The organism is Pseudomonas algeriensis, from assembly GCF_048847255.1.
Lineage (GTDB): Bacteria > Pseudomonadota > Gammaproteobacteria > Pseudomonadales > Pseudomonadaceae > Aquipseudomonas.
Genome location: NZ_JBKKRK010000012.1, coordinates 116,753 through 137,901, shown reverse-complemented (window position 1 = coordinate 137,901; position 21,149 = coordinate 116,753). Strand labels below are relative to the sequence as shown.

19 protein-coding genes, 1 tRNA gene and 1 pseudogene are annotated in these 21,149 nt (G+C 60.9%); 7 read left to right on the top strand and 14 right to left on the bottom strand.

Features of this window, described 5'->3' with window-relative positions; genetic code table 11:
- The first annotated feature begins 96 nt into the window (after nt 1-96).
- Nucleotides 97-1,314, top strand: coding sequence for a class I SAM-dependent methyltransferase (locus ACLK1G_RS18535; protein ID WP_420766744.1), 1,218 nt, complete (start codon nt 97-99; stop codon nt 1,312-1,314).
- Nucleotides 1,315-1,515: 201 nt separating this feature from the next.
- Nucleotides 1,516-2,097, top strand: coding sequence for a DJ-1/PfpI family protein (locus tag ACLK1G_RS18530; RefSeq protein WP_420766743.1), 582 nt, complete (start codon nt 1,516-1,518; stop codon nt 2,095-2,097).
- A 22-nt stretch (nt 2,098-2,119) separates the two neighbouring features.
- On the opposite strand, the gene ACLK1G_RS18525 is transcribed toward ACLK1G_RS18530, so the two are convergent.
- The 3 genes from ACLK1G_RS18525 to ACLK1G_RS18515 form a co-directional block, all read right to left on the bottom strand.
- On the bottom strand, nt 2,120-3,139 hold the full coding sequence (locus ACLK1G_RS18525) for a DUF4917 family protein (protein ID WP_420766742.1): 1,020 nt from the start codon (nt 3,137-3,139) through the stop codon (nt 2,120-2,122).
- A 104-nt stretch (nt 3,140-3,243) separates the two neighbouring features.
- On the bottom strand, nt 3,244-4,410 hold the full coding sequence (locus ACLK1G_RS18520) for an MFS transporter (RefSeq protein WP_420766741.1): 1,167 nt from the start codon (nt 4,408-4,410) through the stop codon (nt 3,244-3,246).
- A gap of 12 nt (nt 4,411-4,422) precedes the next feature.
- Nucleotides 4,423-5,658, bottom strand: a complete 1,236-nt coding sequence (locus ACLK1G_RS18515; protein WP_420766740.1) for an aminotransferase class I/II-fold pyridoxal phosphate-dependent enzyme — start codon at nt 5,656-5,658, stop codon at nt 4,423-4,425.
- Between the two features lie 364 nt (nt 5,659-6,022).
- Here ACLK1G_RS18515 and ACLK1G_RS18510 point away from each other — a divergent pair, with 364 nt between their 5' ends.
- The 3 genes from ACLK1G_RS18510 (at nt 6,023) to ACLK1G_RS18500 (ending at nt 9,212) form a co-directional block, all read left to right on the top strand.
- Nucleotides 6,023-7,372: a sensor domain-containing protein gene (locus ACLK1G_RS18510; RefSeq protein WP_420766739.1), complete on the top strand. Its 1,350-nt coding sequence runs from the start codon at nt 6,023-6,025 to the stop codon at nt 7,370-7,372.
- A 347-nt stretch (nt 7,373-7,719) separates the two neighbouring features.
- The gene (locus tag ACLK1G_RS18505; protein WP_420766738.1) at nt 7,720-8,223 is read left to right on the top strand and encodes a DUF4142 domain-containing protein; all 504 of its coding nucleotides are present in this window, start codon (nt 7,720-7,722) and stop codon (nt 8,221-8,223) included.
- An 80-nt stretch (nt 8,224-8,303) separates the two neighbouring features.
- The gene (locus ACLK1G_RS18500; protein ID WP_420766737.1) at nt 8,304-9,212 is read left to right on the top strand and encodes an SDR family oxidoreductase; all 909 of its coding nucleotides are present in this window, start codon (nt 8,304-8,306) and stop codon (nt 9,210-9,212) included.
- A 46-nt stretch (nt 9,213-9,258) separates the two neighbouring features.
- On the opposite strand, the gene ACLK1G_RS18495 is transcribed toward ACLK1G_RS18500, so the two are convergent.
- Nucleotides 9,259-9,663: a low affinity iron permease family protein gene (locus ACLK1G_RS18495; protein ID WP_420766736.1), complete on the bottom strand. Its 405-nt coding sequence runs from the start codon at nt 9,661-9,663 to the stop codon at nt 9,259-9,261.
- A 174-nt stretch (nt 9,664-9,837) separates the two neighbouring features.
- Between ACLK1G_RS18495 and ACLK1G_RS18490 the strand changes: the two genes are divergently transcribed.
- Entirely contained in the window at nt 9,838-9,984 is a 147-nt protein-coding gene (locus ACLK1G_RS18490) for a hypothetical protein (protein ID WP_420766735.1), read from the top strand.
- Between the two features lie 124 nt (nt 9,985-10,108).
- Here ACLK1G_RS18490 and ACLK1G_RS18485 read toward each other — a convergent pair whose 3' ends face one another.
- From ACLK1G_RS18485 to ACLK1G_RS18475, 3 genes are all read right to left on the bottom strand, one after another.
- Nucleotides 10,109-10,519, bottom strand: a complete 411-nt coding sequence (locus tag ACLK1G_RS18485; protein ID WP_198797116.1) for a type II toxin-antitoxin system HicB family antitoxin — start codon at nt 10,517-10,519, stop codon at nt 10,109-10,111.
- Nucleotides 10,520-10,735: a type II toxin-antitoxin system HicA family toxin gene (locus ACLK1G_RS18480; protein ID WP_420766734.1), complete on the bottom strand. Its 216-nt coding sequence runs from the start codon at nt 10,733-10,735 to the stop codon at nt 10,520-10,522. It abuts the gene before it with no gap.
- A gap of 267 nt (nt 10,736-11,002) precedes the next feature.
- Nucleotides 11,003-11,632, bottom strand: coding sequence for a LysE family translocator (locus ACLK1G_RS18475; RefSeq protein WP_420766733.1), 630 nt, complete (start codon nt 11,630-11,632; stop codon nt 11,003-11,005).
- A gap of 145 nt (nt 11,633-11,777) precedes the next feature.
- Between ACLK1G_RS18475 and ACLK1G_RS18470 the strand changes: the two genes are divergently transcribed.
- On the top strand, nt 11,778-12,254 hold the full coding sequence (locus tag ACLK1G_RS18470; RefSeq protein ID WP_420766732.1) for an Lrp/AsnC family transcriptional regulator: 477 nt from the start codon (nt 11,778-11,780) through the stop codon (nt 12,252-12,254).
- 216 nt (nt 12,255-12,470) lie between these two features.
- Here ACLK1G_RS18470 and ACLK1G_RS18465 read toward each other — a convergent pair.
- The 7 genes and pseudogenes from ACLK1G_RS18465 to uca form a co-directional block, all read right to left on the bottom strand.
- Nucleotides 12,471-12,544, bottom strand: a tRNA-Gly gene (locus tag ACLK1G_RS18465).
- Nucleotides 12,545-12,692: 148 nt separating this feature from the next.
- Entirely contained in the window at nt 12,693-13,577 is an 885-nt protein-coding gene (locus ACLK1G_RS18460; RefSeq protein ID WP_420766731.1) for an alpha/beta fold hydrolase, read from the bottom strand.
- Nucleotides 13,578-13,886: 309 nt separating this feature from the next.
- On the bottom strand, nt 13,887-14,579 hold the full coding sequence (locus ACLK1G_RS18455) for a pseudouridine synthase (RefSeq protein ID WP_420766730.1): 693 nt from the start codon (nt 14,577-14,579) through the stop codon (nt 13,887-13,889).
- Between the two features lie 33 nt (nt 14,580-14,612).
- Nucleotides 14,613-14,831 (bottom strand): cysteine-rich CWC family protein, encoded by a 219-nt coding sequence (locus ACLK1G_RS18450; RefSeq protein WP_420766729.1) that lies wholly within the window; start codon nt 14,829-14,831, stop codon nt 14,613-14,615.
- A pseudogene (locus ACLK1G_RS18445) lies at nt 14,824-15,441 on the bottom strand (GGDEF domain-containing protein); the annotation flags it as partial. The pseudogene ACLK1G_RS18445 and the gene ACLK1G_RS18450, both read right to left, overlap by 8 nt.
- Before the next feature lie 245 nt (nt 15,442-15,686).
- Nucleotides 15,687-17,471 (bottom strand): allophanate hydrolase, encoded by a 1,785-nt coding sequence (atzF, locus tag ACLK1G_RS18440; RefSeq protein WP_420766728.1) that lies wholly within the window; start codon nt 17,469-17,471, stop codon nt 15,687-15,689.
- Between the two features lie 22 nt (nt 17,472-17,493).
- Complete coding sequence (uca, locus tag ACLK1G_RS18435; protein ID WP_420766727.1) at nt 17,494-21,123, bottom strand: urea carboxylase; 3,630 nt, start codon at nt 21,121-21,123, stop codon at nt 17,494-17,496.
- Nucleotides 21,124-21,149 lie beyond the last annotated feature (26 nt).

Below are 21,149 nucleotides of genomic sequence, written 5' to 3'. Positions count from 1 at the left end.
ATTTCGCACCGTTGGGGAAATTCCCCGTGCCCCCGCATCCGATCCCCCCTAAAATACCCGTCATTCCCGATCCGCCCGCCCCGAGGCCGCTTTTCCATGTCCGTCACCGCAACTCCCACCCGTCCCGGGCCGGATCACCACGCTCAGTTCATCGAGCTTTTGCAAACCAGTCTCGAACAAAACGCGTTCATCAAGCTGGTGCTGGCCAAGTACGTCGGTGACGAAAGCGATCTGCAGCGGCTGATCATCAAGCAACTGACCGTCAAGGACCAGCCGTGCCTGTCCTTTGTCTATCGCTACAAAACCCGCGACATCACCAAGAATTTTTCGCTGGCCGAAGGCGTGGATGCCATCGCCACGCTGTTGCCGACTTCGTTCAAGAATGCTCACTTGTTGGCGATTACCGACGAGGCGCAGTTGGAATACAGCAAGAAAGGCAAGAGCTCGCTGTTCAAGAGCAAGCCGCAGCAACTGCGGGAAGTACCGTCCGCCGGGCACAACCGCGAAAAAAACCGCTTCCTCGACCTGAATCGGCCCTTTTTGGCCGACCTGGGGGTGACCAACCATAAGCACGAATTGATCCCGGCCATGTCGCGCAAGTGGAAGCAGATCAACAAGTTCATCGAAGTGTTCAGCCACGCGCTGACATCTTCGCCATTGGCCTTGGACAAGCCGGTGCGAGTCTCGGATTTCGGCTCGGGCAAGGGCTACCTGACCTTCGCCATCCATGATTACTTGCGCAATACCTTGCAGGCCGAAGGCGTGGTGACGGGTGTCGAGCTGCGCGAAGACATGGTCAAGCTGTGCAATGAAGCCGCGGCACGACTGGAGCATCCGGGCCTGAGTTTCCAGCACGGTGACGTGCGCACCGTGGCGCCGAGCGCGGTGGATGTGATGATCGCCTTGCACGCCTGCGACATCGCCACCGATTACGCTATCCACATGGGCATCCGCTCGGACGCCTCGATCATCATGTGCTCACCGTGCTGCCACAAGCAGATCCGCCTGCAAATCCAGAGCCCGGCGCTGCTCAAGCCGATGTTGCAATATGGCCTGCACCTGGGCCAGCAGGCGGAAATGGTCACCGACAGTTTGCGGGCGTTGTTCCTCGAAGCCTGCGGCTATGAGACCAAGGTGTTCGAGTTCATTTCCCTGGACCACACCAACAAGAACAAGATGATCCTGGCGGTCAAACGTCCCGAACCGGTGGAGCCCACCGAACTGCTGGCCAGGATCGACGAACTCAAGGCGTTCTACCACATTACCGAGCACTGCCTCGAAACGCTGCTGCGGGCGGATGGCTACCTGGCCTGACAAACCGACCTGAACCCTGTGGGAGCGAGCCTGCTCGCGAAGAACGATAACGCGAATATCTGACAAACCGCGCTGCCTGATTCGCGAGCAGGCTCGCTCCCACCCATCAAGTGGTGCAGTCTGTCAGTTAATGGCGGGCTGTCGTTACAGCGGTCTACCTTTAATGCGTCCACTCTCACGCATTCCAAAGGAGCCCATTCCATGGCCGCCAAGAAAATCCTCATGCTGGTCGGCGATTACGTCGAAGATTACGAAGTCATGGTGCCGTTTCAGGCCCTGCAGATGATCGGCCACACCGTCCATGCCGTGTGCCCGGATAAAACGACCGGGCAGACTGTCCGCACGGCGATTCATGACTTCGAGGGCGACCAGACCTACAGCGAAAAACCGGGACATCTGTTCGCCCTCAACCATGACTTCGCCAGCGTCGAGGCGGCCGACTACGATGCGTTGCTGGTGCCAGGCGGTCGCGCTCCGGAATACTTGCGGCTGAATGAAAAAGTCTTGCAACTGGTGCGCGATTTTGACTTGGCGGGCAAGCCGATCGCGGCGGTGTGCCACGGGGCGCAATTGCTGGCGGCGGCGGGCATCCTGGAGGGGCGCGAGTGCAGCGCCTATCCGGCCTGTGCCCCGGAAGTGCGCTTGGCCGGCGGGACGTTCATCGACATCCCGGTGACCGAAGGCCATGTCCAGGGCAACCTCGCCACGGCACCGGCCTGGCCGGCGCACCCGAGCTGGCTGGCGGGGTTCCTGACGTTGCTCGGTACGGCGATTACCCTATAGGCGCCGAGTCAAACGGCGCGGTCTAGACCTCCACCGGCACCGACAGCTTCGGATCGCCCAGCGGATGGCTCTTGGCATCGAAGAAACGCAGCTCTGTGCCCAGACCCTGGAATAGCTTGGCGTAATGCCGTTTCTGATGCTGGATGAACGCCTGGCTGCGTGGGTAGATCGAGATGGCGACGGTCTTCGGCGCGGCTTGGCGCAAGGCATCGACAATGTGGCTGTCCTGCTCGCCCAGGGCGTGGCCGAACAGGCACAGATTGTCGTGGTGGTGCAGCAGTTGGTCGTAGCAGAACGACAGATAGTCGCTGCTGCGAATCGTTTTGAGTTTGTCCTGGCTCGGCCCTTCGCTGACCAACAACGGCACATCGTCGAGGGTCTTGATGGTGTTGTTGATGGCGAAGCTGCCCAGCAGCGTGCCTTCGGTGGAGGTGAGCTTGCGTGCCGTGCCGTCCTGGTTGCGCACCAGGTGCAGGCCACCGTGCAGGTACAAGAGACGGGGTTTGTCGAGGTGGGCCTGGCTCAGGTCAAAGCTGTGGTCGGCCCCCAGGAACAGATCGGTGAGGGTTTCGGGCGCTTGTTGGATCGCCCAATAGCTCAGCAGATCGTAGTTGGTGGTAAACACCGTACGGTAGCGGCCCAGTTCCTGATTGAGGTTCTCCAGGGTCGACGGTTGTACCAGCCGCCAAGGAATATGCACCGCATGTACGGTGTTGATCAGCGCTTCCTTGATCGCGTAATAACGATTGCGCGGCGCCGCGGAGCTGACGGCCAAGGCCTTGTTGACCCGACTGGTGGTTTTCAGCGCCCCCAGCACTTGTTCGAAACTGCGTGTCTGCAGCGCGTCGAACACGCTCAGTTCCGACGCGCTCAAGGGTTTTTCCTCGACGGTGCGGGCGTTCTCGAACAACGAGTCATAGCCGAAATCATCCCACACGGCGCGGCTGGCGCCATTGCCCACCAACAAGCCGCTGAAGGCGGTGTCGGCGCGCAAGGTCTCCCAATCTTCGAGCCGGGCGTCGTATTCCTGGAAATCGGTCATCGCAAAAATCATCTCAAAACGTGGCTAAGGCAGGGCGTGACTTTATCACGACCCAGTCTTGAGCCAGATCGAGATGCGTTTTGAACAGTCGATTTCCTGTGTTATTACCGACCCGGTCCATTTGGCGTGAACCTGGCGCACAGCGTCGCCGCCGTCGCCAATAACATGCATAAAACCGCGAGTGGCCACGCCTGTTGGCTTAGCAAGAGGCTGGCGATCGCGCCGATCATAGACGCCATCAGCTGGTGCAGGAAACCGCTCAACGCCATGGCGTAAGCGCCGGCGATCGGCGAGCCTTCGTTTGCCAGCGACAGGCTGATCGGATAATTCAACGACTGGCCGAACACCGCGAAGCAGTATGGCAACCAGAACAAAAGCGCGACGCTGCTCAGTGAAACGCTTCCTGCCAGCATGGTCGCGCTGCCACCCAGGACCAGGGCAATGCCCCAACCCATCAGCCGGCGCTGGCCCGTGCGCAGCACAAAGGCATTGACCGCGAGCGCGCCCAGCAAGTACGCGCCGCTGATCGGCCAGCCCAACAGCCCATACTCGATGGCAGACCAGTGAAAGCCCTGTTGCAGGATCAGCGGCGCGGCGGTGTTGAAGGCGATGATCACGCCATAACCCAACCCGCCCGCCAACGCAGGCAACAGAAAACCACGATGCTGGAGTATCCGTACGTAGATCCCCCAAGCCGACTGTCCATTGCTGTTTTCGGCAAGTACCGGGAACGCCGCCGTGGACACCGCGGCGGCCATGACCAGGCTGGCCGCGCCCAATCCGAGAAAAATCGCCTCCCATCCAAACGCAGCCTGGATCAGTGAGCCGAGGTACTGGCCGATGCCGAGGGCAACCACGAAGGCGATCGATATCCAGGACAAGGCCTTGGCCAGCAGGTCGCCGCTGAAGCTGTCACGGATCAGCACCCTCGCCATCACCGAAATACCGCTGGCGCCGACGCCCTGGACCAACCTGAACGCCAGGAACGTTTCTATCGTCGTACCCAACGGCAGCGCCAGGTTTGCGAGGCCGTACAGCGTCAATGCCGCCACCAGCACCGGTTTGCGTCCAAGACGCTGGCTCAGGCTGCCCCACATCAGCATCGGCAAGGCCATGCCGACCAGGTACACCGACAACCCCCACGACACTCGGGATGCATCGGCGCCCAGGGCCTGGGCGATATCCGGCAGGGCTGGCAGATAGATGCTCATGCCCAGCTGTGCCAGGAAGACCGTGGTGCAGGTGACGATCAGTGTTGTACGGTTTTTCATCAAGGTCTCGTTTCAAGGACGGATATCACGGCCTTGGGCCACCAAAAGACTGGTCAGCTGTTCGCAGAACGAACGAATCACGTCCGGCGCCATGTCGGCGCGCAGGGTGATGCGGATCGCGGCCTTGTCTTGCGGCACCACGGGGAAAAAGACCGCTGAAGTGAAATACCCCAGGTCGGCCAACTCCACCGCCAGGCGGGTAGCCAGGGCTGCCTCACCGCAGCGCACCAGGCGGATTGCCATGGGGCTTGCATACTGTTCGGTGCGGATGAGGCTGTCGAAAAAACGGATATTAGCCTGCAAACGTTCTTGCAAGGCGTGGAACTCTCGACTGCGATGCAAGCGGATCGAGGCCATGCCGGCGCCGATAGCCGCCGAATTGAGGCTCTGCGACCAGCTGGCGGGGCCGCCGTAACGCTGCACCAGCGTCTTGTGCCGCTCGCTGCCGAACATGGCCAGCCCGCCACTGGCCCCGAAAGACTTGGCCAGCGAGGCGACGATCAGGGTTCGCTCATCCAAGGCGTGGATCCGTGAGCGTACCCGACCGATGCCGCAGGGCCCCACGGTAGACACGGCATGGGAATCGTCCAAATAAAGGAACAGACCATAGCGCTGTCTGAGGTACAACAAACTGTCCAGGTCCGCCATGCCGCCCATGCTGTAGGCGCCGTCCGTCACGTAGGCCACGTTGCCCTGGCGTTTGCAGACGTCCTCAAGAAAATCCATGTCGTTGTGTGGGCAGGTGAGGACCTGGGTTTCATCCGCACAAGCGGCCTTGATATGGTTCATCGAGTAGTGGGCGTGCTTGTCGAACACCATCACCGGCGGGCGGTTTTTCGTCAGCGCGCCGCTGGCCAGCAGCGGCAGGATTCCCGAACTCGCCGCACTGCAGGACAGCGCACTGAGGCAGCTGGCGCCGAACAACTCCGACAGCTGGGTTTCGTATTGGTCCAGGATTGCCAGCCGGCTGCGGTTTCTGGAGTTGGCGACACGCAGTGTTCCTGTTTCCCACAGCGTGGTCATGGCGCCATCCAGCAAGGCGGGGTGGTAATCCAGGCCCAGGTACGACGTGGTGCAAAAGTGATGCAAGGTGCGACCATATTGGTCGATGAGCACGTTGGGAGACTGGACCTCGACGCTCAGTCCAGCGATCTTTCCGTTTTCGGCGTTCTGCCAGTCCCGGTCCGCCAGGGAAATGATTTTGCGATAGTTACTGAAGTGCTGAGTGGGCTGCGCAATCTGGTTCATAGGCGTGAACATTCCTTGGTTAGCGTTGCTGTCCGTGGGGCTTGTGTGTCCAGACTTTACAGACCGATGGGCGGGGCTTTGAATCGGCTGATTCCGGCGTGTTTGAGTGTTACCGGAGACTTCTGCGTAGGACCCTGCCTAGGACCTTGGCCGGGAAATCCATTTGCCATGTCGGAGCTGCTTCCTGGCCTCTGAGCCCGGGGCGTTTGCTATCCTCAGGCGTCTGGGCACCCCGCGTGTCGATACCCTGCGCTATCCTCATCGGTACCGTGGGGGGCGCGTCGGCTTTGCATGCTCCGTCGGCGTCATGAACGGGGGCGACCCGGTTCGCCCATTGCTTGATTACCCGGATGGCTTGCGCGCCATGGACACCCGAAACTCCACGCCGTTGGCCAGTTACCTCGACCTGCTGCTCGATGCCGTCTGCGCCGTCGATGTCCAGGGACGCTTCGTATTCGTCAGCGCCGCCTGCGAGCGTATTTTCGGCTATACCCCCCAGGAACTGATCGGTCGGTCGATGATCGAGCTGGTTCATCCCGCCGATCGCCAACGGACCCTCGAGGCGGCGCGGGAGATCATGGGGGGCGAGCCCAAGCTCAATTTCGAAAACCGCTATCTGCGCAAGGACGGTGGCGTTGTGCACATCTTGTGGTCGGCGCGCTGGTCGGAGGCTGACCAGCTTCGGATCGCCGTGGCTCGCGACATCACCGAGCGCAAGCAGGCGGAATCCAGGCAGGCCGCGTTGTATGCAATTTCCGAGGCGGCCCATGCCGCCGCTGACTTGCTGGCATTATTCAAGCGTATCCACCTCATCATTGGCGAGTGGTTGCCAGCGCTGAATTTCTCGGTGGCTTTGTATGACGAGCAGTGCGCACAGCTCAACTTTGCCTATCACGTCGACGATCGAGAACGACAGCCCGAGCTGCCTGGCACGGCTATCGGGCGCTTGTGCGCCGAAGTGGTACGCAGCGGCCAGCCGATCCTGCTTACGCCCGGTTGCAGCTCGTCGCCCGTGGAGTTCTGCGACCTCGTGGCGAAGCCTGATGCGCCTTGCTGGCTGGGTGTACCGCTGAATTCGCAAGGCAGTACGATCGGCGCATTGATCGTCAAAAGTGCTCCGGACAGTGGTCGCTATACGGAGCAGGACAAGGAATTGCTGCAATACGTCTGCGCCCAGATCACCCTCGCCATCGAGCGCCAGCAACTGCACGCCCGGCTTCAGCACATGGCGCAGTACGACCAACTGACCCAGGTACCCAACCGTGAGTTGCTGCGGGATCGGTTCAAGGCCGCGTTGGCCACGGCCCGTGTTGTTTCCGGACGGATGGCGTTGTTGTACATCGACCTGGATCGTTTCAAGCAAGTCAACGACACCTACGGCCATGGCGTCGGCGATATGCTGCTGCAAGCGGTCGCCAGCCGATTGAAGGGGTGCATACGTGACGCCGACACCGTCGCGCGCATCGGTGGCGATGAGTTCGTCGTGTTGCTCCATAGCGTCCACAGCGTGGAAGATGCCGGCAGGGTACAGGAGAAAATTCGTCTCGCATTGGCCCAACCTCTGCGGCTGGACGGCCACTGTCTCAGCATCGAGCCGAGCATCGGTCTGGCCTGTTTTCCTGACCACGGGACCGAAGACGTAACGCTGTTCCGCCATGCCGATGAGGCGATGTACGCAGCCAAGCGCCACAATCATAGGGCTTTCGGCATTTGAATTCGCGCCACCGTTCGTCGTGGCGTGAGCGTTTTTTCCAAATCTTGAATCCCAGGTCACTTCAAATGAATACGGGGTAAGCGTGCCCATCATTCTTTGATTACGGAGGGTTGGACTATGGGCGGATCAAGCAACATTTATCCGGGAAACATTGCCCACGATCGAACGAAGGTGTCCGAAGCGGGTCGCAAAAGTGGGAGAACCACCATCGCGAGTGTCGATAAAAGTCCGCTGAAAGCCGAGATTGGCCGCAAGCCGGGCGGGACGTCTCGCTGAATGTTCAACGGTGGTTCTGATTTCTGCGGCGCAAAATCCCGTCGCAATATCTTTCAGAGGAGGGCGCGACCATGAGCCGGATGGCCACCTTTTTACGCACCACCAGTGTTGTTGTACTGATGGGCCTGGGTGCCAACAGTGCGTGGGCCCAGTCACCTGTCGAATTCATCAACGATGCATCCGCCAAAGGCATGGCTGACATCGAAGCCAGCCGCGAGGCACATTCGAAGGCGGAGTCACGGGAAGTCAAGGATTACACCATCATGGTGATCAACGACCGCACCACCGCCAACCAACATCTGGCGAAGATCGCCAAGAAACTCGACTTGCCTGTCGCGCCGCGGGAAGTAGTGGCGGACAAAGCGAAGACCCTGCAGCCGCAAGTCGCCGAGGGCGAGTCGTTTGAAGCGGCGTATGCCGCCAGCCAGGTCAAGGCCACTGAGGACGCCATCGCGCAGATCCAGCAGCAGGCCCAGACTACTGACGTGCCGGAGATCAAGGCATTCGCCGACGAAACCCTGCCTAAATTGCAGACGCACCTTGAAATGGCCAGGGCCCTGCAAGCCAGCCGTTGATCTTCGCTGCACCTGTGTCAATTCCAGGGCCGGGGCGCCAACGTCCCGGCTTGTTTTGCCCGCTGAAAAGGAGAACCTCGATGTCTACACGCCGAGAACCCAACCAATACGCGATGCAGAATCCGCTGACCCAATACCCGCGTCCGGAATTTCCCGACCAGCCGCAGTCACCCCCTGGCATTGATCAGGATATGGAACCGCAACCGGATCATGGTGAAAAAAGCTATCAAGGCTTTGGTCGCCTGGAGGGGCGCAAGGCCTTGATCACGGGCGGCGATTCGGGGATTGGTCGCGCCGCTGCCATCGCCTACGCCCGGGAAGGGGCCGATGTCGCGATCAATTATCTGCCCAGCGAAGAGCGCGATGCACAACAAGTCATCGAACTGATCAAGGCTGAGGGCCGCAAGGCCATCGCCATACCAGGCGACCTTAAGGATGAGGCGTTCTGTGTCCAGATGGTGAAGATGGCGCAGCAGCAGCTCGATGGCCTGGATATCCTGGTGAATGTCGCCGGTAAGCAGGAGGCGCAAAAAGACATTGCCGACATCACCACCGCGCAATTCGATGACACCATGAAGACCAACATCTATGCGATGTTCTGGATCTGCAAGGCTGCTGTTCCGCTGATGCCAGCTGGGGCAACCATCATCAATACCGCCTCTATCCAATCCTACGATCCGTCCGCGACGCTGCTGGACTACGCCACCACCAAAGCGGCAATCGTGGCGTTTACCAAGGCGCTGGCCGGGCAAGTCATCAGCAAGGGCATTCGTGTCAATGCAGTCGCGCCGGGTCCAATCTGGACCGTGCTGCAACCCAGCGGCGGACAACCTAGGGAGAAGATTCCTACGTTCGGCTCCCAGGTTCCGATGAAACGTCCGGGCCAACCCGCTGAATGCGCGCCGCTTTATGTACTGCTCGCTTCCCAGGAGTCGAGCTATATCACCGGGGAAGTATTTGGCGTGACGGGAGGCAACCCGTTGCCCTGATGCCCAAGGGAGTGCGCGAGTGGCATGGGCCCCTCGCGCATCGGTATCAGCATTGGTTCAGGTCTACCTTTTTTTCCTGTTCGACGCCATCAAGGCTCTTGGCGTCGACCTTGCCCATGTCCTGATACCGCTTCCTCAACGCTTCAAGTTGTTTGAGATCAAGCGATTCGAGACCGAGCATTGCGTTCTGCGCGTCCTTGGACGCCCGAAGCAATTCATCCACTTTCAGGTGCAGGATATCCGTATCGCGGTTCTGCGTATTCTGGATGAGGAACACCATCAGGAAGGTGATGATCGTGGTCGAGGTGTTGATGATCAGTTGCCAGGTATCGTTGAAACCGAACAAAGGTCCGCTGGCAGCCCAGAGCACCAACAGCACGATGGCCCCTAGGAAGGTCTTGGGGCTCCCGGCCCAGAGGGATAGTTTTTGAGCGATTTTGGCGAACGTCATTGCTGTGTTTCCTTTTGGAATGCACCTGTCTGGTGAGACAGCAACGAGGCGGTGAAAATTCTACTTACATTTCAATCGCAAGGTCCCTTACGTTCATCGTGCAGCACGATGACAGTCGCAACCATTGCCGCTGCCACGGGTCACTCATGAAAGCCCTCAGCATTGGAGTACATCATGAATATCGCCCGCACCCTTTGCCTCGCCTGCTGCCTGTTCGCTTTGCAAGGCTGCTTCGACAACTCGGGTAACGAGACCAAGGACAACACCGACGGCAGCAAGTCTTCGGTGCAGATGCAGGAGTCCAAGTCGGAGAGCAGGTAGGATCGGTGAACCGGTGGGAGCGAGCTTGCTCGTGACGGCTCTGTGTCAGACAACCTGATATCGCTGACCCTAAGCCATCGCGAGCAAGCTCGCTCCCACCGGTTCGTGTTTCGTCAGCGATTGCTCATCGCCCTTGCTGCAGCACCTTCAGCGCTGCCGACGCGAGGAAGCCGGAGCGGCTCTTCTCTTCGGGATGGTGCAATACATATTCATCAATCCGGTTGAGCAGGTAGCCGGGTAACGTGATGTTGAGTTTCTGCGCCTTGCCCAGGTACTTGGTCACATCGATGTCCACCAGCGCCCAGGTGCAACCGGCGTATTGTGGGTTGGCTGCGTGCAGGGTAACGGTGTTGGCCGATGGAATGGGCGAACCGTCTTCGGCCAGAATCTCGAAATGACCCTCGATGGCCTCCCGCGCCATCGCCATGGCCTCGTCCAGGTCGTCACCTGCGGAAAAACAACCGGGAATATCCGGCACTTCCACACCCCAGGCGTGCTTGTCATCGCCCATGGAAATCGCAATTGGGTAAAGCATTCAATCGTCCTCTGGAAAAGCGCGGCAACCAGGCGTTTGGAGAAGGGCCTGTTGCAAGATACTGATAGCCGTCTTCTTGAGCAGGTCCTTCTTGGGATGAGGAACCGTAACCAGCCCCGGTTTGGTTGGGTGTTTGAAGTGATGGTGACTGCCTCGGATACGCACCAGATACCAACCATCCGCAACAATTTGGCTTATCAAAAATCGGCTGTTCACAACACCTCCCTGTGGTGTCATCGGAAAGTACTATACCTACTGAAGAAAAATGATCAACACCATAACCACCATTGAGGACGGTTGGGGCTGGCGAGCTCTTTGCTTGAAGTCTAGGAGCAGCGTCACGCTAGGGTGGGAAAGGGCGGGTTGGCTTTATTTCGGGATGTGAGACGGGGTGGTTGATATTGACGTGGCGAGGGAGCTTGCTGCCGCTGGGCTGCGGAGCAGCCCTGGTTTTTCAGCGTATCCGCTACAAATCCATAGGACTCACGACTGCTGCACAAACGTCAGCCGGACCGCAAAACCGATCAGCAAACCACCAAACACCCACCGCTGCACGCGCTGGGCCGAAGGCGAGCGTTGGAGCCATCGCCCAAGCGCTACACCGATCAATGCATAAGCGCTGTCGAACAGCAGGCCAACGCCGACCAGTACTACACCCAATATCGCGAATTGCCCCAACACCGGCCCGTCCTGTGGATCGATGAATTGCGGGAGCAACACCGAGCAGAACAGCAACGCCTTGGGGTTGAGCAAATTCGTCAACAGACCGCGCCGGATCGCCTGATGCCATTGCCGCTTCTCGATTTCAGCGGCGGCTCCTTCGAAGCGGGGCAACAACGTCGTCCGCAAACATTGAAACCCGATCCAGGCCAGATAAGCAGCCCCGGCCAGGCGCACCGCATCAAACGTCCACGGCGCCGTCTTGAACAATACCGAAAGGCCCATCGCTGCCAGCGCGACATGACATGCCCGGGCAACGCCCAATCCCAGCGCCGTTGCCAATGCCACGCCTTTGCCCTGTCGAGCGCCGGTTTGCAGCACCAGGATCATGTCCGGCCCAGGCAGTAGATACGCCACCGTCAATGCCATGAAAAACAACCAGAGCCCTGTCATTGCATGCCCTCCGCATTCTGTGGATTGGAGACGCCAGTCTAGGGTCGAAGGGCAGGGCAGGTGGTTGCGTAGTCAGCTTCTAAAGCTCTTGAAATTGGCATAACCTGCCACTTAATCGGGTAACTGAAACGGATAATGCCAAATTATGAAATTGGATACGTTCGACCGCAAAATCCTGACGGCACTGCAACGGGACGGTAGGCTGAGCAACGTGCAACTGGCCGAAGAAATCGGCTTGTCTCCCTCACCCTGTCTGCGTCGCGTGCGGATGCTTGAAGAGGCGGGGGTGATTCGCGGTTATCAAGCCATCCTGGATCGCGATGAAGTGGGACTTGGGATGACGATTTTCGTTGGCATCAAGGTCGAACGGCACACCGACGAGCGAGCCGAGGCTTTCCGCCGGGCGGTGACCGCGCTGCCCGAAGTGATCTCGGCGTTCCTGGTGTCCGGTGAGTCCGACTTCCTGCTGCAAGTGGTGGTGCCTGACCTGCGAGCCTATGACCGTTTTGTCACGGGCAAGCTGCTGAAGTTGCCGGGGGTCAGTGATATTCGCAGCAATTTCGCGATCAACACGGTGAAGGCGCCGGGGCCGCTGCCGTTGGGGCATTTGGGTGGGGATTGAGGCGGTTGTCTGTCGTAAGCAACTTGCTGTTTTATGTCGACGAACCAAGCGCTGATCATCCGCCGTCTTGCCGCCGTTATGGAAAACAATAAATGACTCGGCGTAAGCGTCAGGAAAGAAACCCCACTAACCCCAGACCAAAAAAAACCGGCCACCAAGAGCCGGTTTTTTCAATCTCCCGTCAAAAACCACCACGACGCGAGACCAGAATTCGATTGGAGCGGGTGAAGGGAATCGAACCCTCGTTATCAGCTTGGGAAGCTGGAGTAATGCCATTATACGACACCCGCTCAGAGCGGCTGACTTTGTACCAGATGTCGCCTTGGATTTGAAGTTTTTCTTTCCGGCCGGTCAGGTCATCCGTCTGCGCAAGCCTTAAAGCAGAGCGGTCGTCGCGGGCAAGCCTCGTTGTGGGAGGCTCGCTCGCGATGACTTTTTTCAGATAGCCAGTGCATGGTAGTCCTGCACATAGCTGTAGCGCGGTCGGCTTTCGTGGCGGGTCGGCTTGAGGAAGCCCAGCAACGCGTCGCGGCTGTCGCGGCAGGCGGCTTTGTGTTCCATGTCCAGGAAGTGGCCGGTCGCTTGCAACGTGGTGAAGCTGCTGTGCTGGACGTGGTCGGCGAAGAGCCTGGCGTCGGTTGCCGAGGTGTACTCGTCCCATTCGCCGTTCAGGAACAGCACCGGAACGTTGACCTTCCTGGCTGCGTTGACGTAGCACTGCTGGTCGCTGTGAAGCACGTCGTTGATGTGAAAGTGCATCTGTCCGTATTCATGCTCGGCCAGGTTGCTGACGTGGCGATAGTTGAAGCGCTTGAACAGGGGCGGCAGGTGCTTGCCGATGGTGCTGTTGACCAAATGTCCAACACGGTCGCCGTCCAGGCTGCTGAGGTAGTCGACACCGCGTTCCAGGTAGTCGCGCATCGGCATGTTGAGCACCGGTGAGAACGAGCTGATGACGGCTTTTTCGATGCGCCGCGGGCGGTGGGCCAGTGCCGTCAGCGCGGCCGCGCCGCCCCACGAAAAAGACAGCACGTGTTCGGCGGCGAAGTGGTCGATCAACTCCAGGAGGATCTGCCCTTCGATTTCCTTCGTGAGCATTTTCTCGTGACGGTTATGGGCCTTGGACTTGCCCGCGTAGGGCTGGTCGTACAGCACGACGTTGAATTGCGGGTAGAGGTTCTTGGCGGTCTGGGCAAACGACGCGGTGGTGGCCATCGAGCCGTTGACCAGGATGATGGTCTTTTGCGCGGCGTCTGCGCGATAGAACTCCGTGTAAACCCGATACTGACCCTGTATATCCAGCACAGCGATTTCTGGCCTCATGTCATAAGACTCCTGGCAAGCGGGTATGCGCGCAATGAGATTGCACGGGCAATGTGACAGGTAGGCATACGCCTGGAAGATAAGGCCCATGTCGATCCATGACATTCGGTCGACGGGTATTGTTATGGCGGGCAGTTTGCCGGAGGGATGGGGCGGAACCTGGGGGCTCCAGCCGGCAAAAAGTTTCTTAGAGGTATGAGGTGACTCGTCGGTCACATTTCGGCCGACGGTTTGATTCAAGCAGGGGGTCGAGCGTTGCGCAAGTGCTCTTTGAAAATTGTCCGGCACTTCTGCCCAGCGGTCGTTGGCTCAGACCAGGCAGATCTCCTCGGGGCCAAGGGCACGGTAGCAACCGGGCTCGAGATCCGAGTCCAGCACCAGGGGGCCCATGCTCTCGCGGTGCAGGCGCAGCACCTTGTTATTGAAGTGACCGAACATGCGCTTGACCTGGTGGTAGCGACCTTCAACGATGCTCAATCGCGCGGACTTCGGCCCTAGCAGCGTCAGTTGCGCCGGTTGCGTGGTCAGGTCTTCGAATCCGAAATACAGGCCTTTGGCAAAGGTGGGGGCGTACTCGGCGGTGAGGGGCTGCTCGGTCTCGACGTAGTAGACCTTCGGCAGTTTGGTTTGCGGTTGGGTCAGGCGCCGCGACCAACTGCCGTCGTTGGTGATCAGCATCAGCCCGGTGGTGTTGAAATCCAGGCGGCCGGCGATGTGCAAGTCGTCCTTGTCCGGCTCGTCCAGTAGATCGAGCACGGTGCGGTGCTGTGGATCGCGGGTGGCACTGACGCAGCCAGGCGGCTTGTGCAGCATGAAGTACCGCGCGGGTCGGCCTGCTTGCAATACGTCACCATCGACTTCGACGCGGCTGAACTCGCGCACCGGCGCGTGTGGGTCGGTGATGGTCTGGCCATCGATACGCACCCGACGCCCCACCAGGAGCAGGCGGACCTGCTGCCGATTGAAACGCGGCAGATTACTGAGGAAACGGTCAACGCGCATGGGACGTTCAGGCCAGGAAGCGGGGGCGCAATATTACGCGATCGGTCGCGGATTGGCGCGCAGCTGGTCGTCGACCTGAGCGCACCGTGGGCACAGGCAGGATTTGTTCCGTAGCTCGGCCGGCAATGCCAGGAGCACAGCCGGGTCGATGCTGACGCCATAGCACCAGCAGGCGCGGTCGGCGGTCCTCGGATCGGCGAGGGTGCAGTCGTTGGCGCCGCCGCAGGCCGGGCAATGGTCAGGTTCATTCATAGCTGGAGTGAGGCATTTCCACGCAGGTTCGGTTGCTGCCGGTTTGTCGGGCGCGTTGCAGCGCATGATCGGCTCGGGACAGCAGGCTATGCAAGGTGTCTTTGTCCTGCAAGGTGGTCAGGCCGATGCTGACGGTGACCTGCAATTGTTTCCCGCTGCAAAAGTAGCGCTGCAACTCGATGCGCTGGCGAATTTTCTCAGCGATTTTCAGACCGTTCTGTCCATCGGTGTCCTTGAGCAGCATGACGAAGGCGTCTGTGCCCCACCGACACACGATGTCCGAGTGCCGCAATGTGTCGGTCAGGTCGTGGGCGAAACCGCTCAGCAATTGGTCGCTGACGACATGGCCGTGGGTGGCATCCAGTTGTTTGAAAGCATCCACCTCCAGCAACAACGCGCTCAAGGGTTTGGGTTCTCGCTGGGCTTCGTGCAGTGCTTGCACCGCCAGCAGGTCGAAGCCCCGGCGATTGGGCAGTTCCGTCAGCCCATCCAGAATCGCTTGGGCGTCGATCCGGCGTTGGAAACTGGCGATCAGTCGATAAAGCATGACGAACACCGTCACCGTGACCAGTAGGCCGATCAGGAGGTTGACGTACAACGCCTTGAGGATGTTGTCCTTGAGTGACGTGTTGGCGGCGTAATAAGCCAACAGCGAAGTCAGCAGGAAGGCGGCACCCAGCAAAACGGCGAGCATCAGCACCGGTGAGCGCTGGGAATACAGCGGCGAACGAAGCGACATGGCGATTCCTCAGGAGTGACCCGATGGAATCAGTTTAGTGGCCTTGTGAGAAAAGGAGCCCTTGGATTTGCGATTTGTGAAACGGTGGCGAGGGAGCGGACTCCCTCGCCACCGGTTCATCGCGATTCCAGGGTTCGCAAATAAGCCCGCCATCCGCCCAAATGGGTGATGTCCTGTGCGCCGTCCAGGCCATACGGCTCGCAGATGAAACCGCTTTCCCAGCGCCCGTCGGCCAATTGCACCTTGCCCAACCCAAGCGGTGCGGGGATACCGGTCAGGAACGAGCCAAGTTCACTGGTTGGCAGATCCCAGATCTCCACCTCGATCGCCATGCCTCCCTCGCCAACCCGAAGCATGCCGGGGCGCATTGGCGGGCCGCCGGCGAGGGCATAGAGCCGATAATCCGGCGAGCTTTGGCTGACCTCGACCAGCCGGGCCCCACGCTGCTTGAGTTGCCAATTCAACGCCAAACCCTCCAGGTGCGCGCCGCACACCACCAGCCGAGCCCGATCATGGCGCGCGGGATTGGCGGGGGTTGGCAAGTCATCCAGTTGCTGACGCTGCAAGGCGTCGGCCACGCCCAGGAGGTATTGATCGGTGAAGGCCCGGCCGAACAACGTCACGCCCCACGGCAAACCGCTGGCCATGAAGGCGCTGGGCACGGCGACGGCGGCGTAGTCCAGCAGGTTCATGAAGTTGGTGTAATAACCCAGTTCAGCGTTGCGCTGCAGCGGTTCGGCAGCGAGTTCGGCGAGGCTCACCGGGCGCCCGATGGTGGGGGTGAGCACGCAGTCGAGGGCTTCCATCGTTCGGTCGCACTGGGCCTTGAGCGCTTGCAAACGGTACTGGGCGCGGAAAGTTTCTACACCCGTTACGGTAGGCGCTTTCGCCAGCACGGCGCGGATGACCGGCAGTACCGCGCTGGAGTCGCGCTCGATCAGGTCCCCGGCAACGCTGTAGCGCTCGGCGACCCAAGGCCCCTCATACAGCAAGCGCGCCGCTTCGAGGAAGGGCGACAGGTCCAGCTCGACGACTTCGCCGCCCAGACGTTCGAGTCGCTCAATGGCGTCGCGGAACAACCGTGGGCCTTCGTCGCAGCCAAAAAATTCCAGGTCTTGCCAGCGAGGCACACCGAAACGAAAGCGCCGTGGCGCGCCGAACGCCGAGCCGTCGTTCCATTGCGGGTTGCGGCGGCTGTATTCGTCGCGCGGGTCGAAATGCGCGGTCAATGCCAACAGCTGGCTGGCTTCCCGCGCCGTCGCGGTGAAGGTCGTCACGCAGTCCAGCGTACGGCAGGCCGGCACCACGCCGGCGGTGGAAACCAAACCTTTGGTGGCTTTCAGCCCGACCAGATTGTTCAGCGCCGCGGGCACCCGGCCGGAGCCCGCGGTGTCGGTGCCCAAGGCAAAGCTTGCCACACCCAGGGCCACCGCCAGCGGCGAGCCGGCACTCGAGCCACCCGCCGGATAATCCGCCAGCACGCTGTTGCGGCAGGCACCGTAGGGGGTGCGGGTGCCGTTGAGCCCGGTGGCGAACTGATCGAGGTTGGTCTTGCCCAGGGGAACAGCGCCCAACGCCAGCAACTGCTCGACCACCGTGGCCGAACGTTGCGGTACGTAGGCAAACGCCGGGCAGGCGGCCGTGGTGGGAATGCCGGCCAGGTCAATGTTGTCCTTGATGGCGAACGGCACGCCATACAACGGCAAGCTGTCCAGGTCGCGACTTTCCAGGGCCGCCAGATAAGGCTCCAGCTCCTCGGGCGACAGCAGGTGAATGAACAGGTGGTAGTCCGGGTTGAGCGCAGCGGCTTTTTCCCGCAGGGCCAGCAGCAACTGGCGGGGTGTCGTTTCCCCTTTGCGATAGGCGTCGCGAAGGTTGTCCAGGCGCAGAGAAAGGTTCATCGCGTTAATCCTTTGATTGAGTTCAGTCACGTTCCAGCACCACGACACGCTGCCCTGCGCGCACCGCCGAACCGGGTTGGACGCGTACTTCACGTACCACGCCGGCCATGGGCGCAAGCACCGGGATCTCCATCTTCATGGACTCCAGAATGACCAGTACGTCACCGGCGGCAACTCGCGTACCCACCTGCACTTGGACTTGCCAGAGATTGCCGGCGATGTGGCTGTCGACGCTCAGTTGGCCCGCGCCCAGCAACGCATCTTCGCTCGGCGCGAGTGTCGGTTCCTCACTGTCGAAATGAGCCTGGCCGCTGGCGATCCAGCGCTCGCGCTCGGCGTTGAAGGCACGTTGTTGCTGCTGGCGGAATGCGCCGATGCTGTCCGCTTCCCGGGCCAGGAAATGCTGGTAGTGCGCGAGGTTGAGTTGGCTGTGCTCGATCTTGAGGTCGAAGCGGCCCAGCGGGAAATCCCGGCGGATGCGCAACAGCTCATCGGCGCTGACCGGGTAGAAGCGGATCTGGTCGAAGAACCGCAGCAACCAGGGCTTGCCATCGAACGCGGCGACGTCCCGATAACGATTCCACATCTGCAACGTGCGCCCGACGAACTGATAGCCGCCGGGACCCTCCATGCCGTACACGCACATGTAGGCGCCGCCGATGCCCACCGAGTTTTCCGCGGTCCAGGTCCGGGCCGGGTTGTATTTGGTGGTCACCAGGCGATGACGCGGGTCCAGCGGGGTGGCGACCGGCGCGCCGAGGTAGACGTCTCCCAGCCCCATCACCAGGTAGCTGGCGTCAAAGACCGTGCGCTGGACCTCGTCGAGGTTCGGCAGGTCATTGATGCGGCGGATGAACTCCAGGTTGCTTGGGCACCAAGGGGCGTCCTTGCGCACGGTGGTCATGTATTTTTCGATGGCCAATTGGCAGGCCGGATCGTCCCAGGACAGTGGCAGATGAACGATGCGCGACGGCACTTGAAGATCTCGCGCGGCGCACACGGCGCCCCACTCGCCGGCGACGATTGCCAGCAGTTCGGCCAGCGGCAGTTGTTCGGGTTGGTAATGCACTTGCAGCGAACGGATGCCTGGCGTCAGGTCGATCACGCCGTGCAGGTGTTTTTGTTCCAGCGCCTGCATCAAGGCATGGGCGCGAAAGCGCAGCACCAGGTCCAGTTCGGGTGCGCCGATTTCCAGCAGCAGATGGGTGTCGCCGGACAGGCGTGCGACCAGGCGGGTATCGTCCTGGCCGATGTCCAATACCACAGGCGACACCATCCCCTGTGGGAGTGAGCCCGCTCGCGAAGAAGTCGACGCGGTGGTTGAACTGGCCCCTTCGCGAGCAGGCTCGCTCCCACATTGATCCCATTTCAATGCAAGGGAGCGGGCGGTCTTCAGATCCACCGGTACGAACCGCACCTTGTCCCCCGCCTTGAGCTGCCCCAACTGCCAGAGGTCCGCCTCGATCACCGTCACCGGGCAGACGAAGCCACCCAGGCTAGGGCCGTCGGGGCCGAGGATGACAGGCATGTCGCCGGTGAAGTCCACGGCGCCAATGGCGTAGGGATTGTCATGGATATTGGACGGGTGCAGGCCTGCTTCGCCGCCGTCGGCGCGCACCCATTGCGGCTTGGGCCCGATCAGTCGCACGCCGGTTCGGCTGGAGTTGAAATGCACTTCCCAGGAGGTATCGAAAAACGTCTGGATGTAGCGCTCGGTGAAATATTCCGGCGCGCCATGGGGGCCGTAGATAACCCGGATTTGCCGCACGGCTGGCAACAGCAGAGGCGGCTCGTCCACTGTCGGCAACACGGCGTGCTCATCCAGCGCAGCCAGGTGCAGCACATCGCCGGTACACAGCGCCCGTCCACCATGGCCGCCAAACTGGCCGAGGGTGAAAGTGCTTTTGCTGCCGAGGTAATCCGGTACCTGCAAGCCACCTTGCAGGCACACATAGCTGCGCGCCCCGGCGCCGGTGATGGTGCCCAGGGCCAGAGTGGATCCGGAATTGATCGACAGCGGGGCGTTCATCGGCACCGCTTCGCCGTCCAGGGTCAGGGCAATTTGCGCACCGGTCACCGCCACCCGGGCGTTGCAATTGAAGCGCAGCACCGGCCCGCTCATGGTGATTTCCAGGGCCGCCGCGCCTTCGTCATTGCCCAGCAGGCGATTGCCCAAGCGCTGCGAGCGGCTGTCCATCGGACCCGACGGCGGTACGCCCACGGCCCAATAACCGAGGCGGCCCGGGTAATCCTGCACGCTGGTCTGGGTGCCAGGGCTGAGCACTTCGAAGGTGTTGGCGCGATAGGCCAGGGTTTCCAGGCAGCGCGTCCAGGGCTGGCCGTCGGCGAAGGGCGCGTCGAGAAGAATTTGTTGCAGGTAGATGCGGTTGGTTTCCACGCCGTAGAGCAGGCTTTCGTCCAGCGCTTGATGCAATCCCAAGCGCGCCTGTTCACGGGTCGGCGCCCAGCGAATCACCTTGGCGATCATCGGGTCGAAATAGGGCGGGATCTGGCAACCTGCCTCGACCCACGTGTCGATGCGCAGTTGTTGCCCGTCGGCGTGGGGGAATTTCACGGCGGTCAGCAGGCCCGGGCTCGGCTGGAAATCCCGGCCCGGATCCTCGGCATACAGGCGCGCCTGGATCGCGTGGCCCTCAGCTTTCAGGCCCAGGCTCAGCTCGCTCAAGGGCGGCAGTTCGCCGGCGGCCAGTTGCACCATCCAGCGCACCAGGTCCACGCCCCATACCTGCTCGGTAACGCCGTGCTCCACCTGCAGGCGCGTGTTTACTTCCAGGAAGTAGAAGCGCCCGGCGTCGCTGTCGTAGACGAACTCCACGGTGCCCGCGCTGCGGTAGTTCACTGCCCGGGCCAGTTTAATCGCCGCTGCGCAGAGGGCGTCGGCCATGCCCTCGGGCAGGTTGGGCGCGGGCGTTTCTTCAATGACCTTCTGGTTGCGCCGCTGCACCGAACAGTCGCGCACGCCGAGGGCGATCACTTGGCCTTGGCCGTCGCCGAAGACCTGCACCTCCAGGTGCCGTGCCCGTTCGATGTATTTTTCGATGAACACGCCGGCGTCGCTGAAGTTGTTCTGTCCCAGGCGCTTGACCGCTTCGAAGGAATCGCTCAATTCGGCGGCGCTACGGCACACACGCATGCCAATCCCACCGCCGCCAGCCGTACTTTTCAGCATTACCGGGTAACCGACCTGCGTTCCGGCCAGCAGCGCGGCGTCGAGGCTGTCGAGCAGTTCGGTGCCTTCGAGCAGCGGCACGCCGTGCCGCTTGGCCAGGTCTCGGGCGGTGTGCTTGAGGCCGAACACCCGCAGTTGTTCCGGCGTGGGGCCGATGAAGGCGATACTGGCGGCCTCGCAGGCTTCGGCGAAAGCGGCGTTTTCCGAGAGGAAACCGTAGCCGGGATGAATCGCCTTCGCGCCGCTGCTTTTGGCGATCGCCAGGAGCTTATCCACCGCCAGGTAGGTGCCCGCCGCCGCGCCTTCGCCCAGGCAGTGGGCTTCGTCGGCCTGGAGGATGTGCAGGCTGGCTTCGTCCGCTTGGGAGTACACCGCGATGCCTTGGACATTCAGCTCGCGCAAGGTCCGCAGGACGCGGCAGGCAATAGCGCCACGGTTGGCGATGAGGATTTTTTCGAACATGGCATTGCCCCCTCAGGCATGGGTGC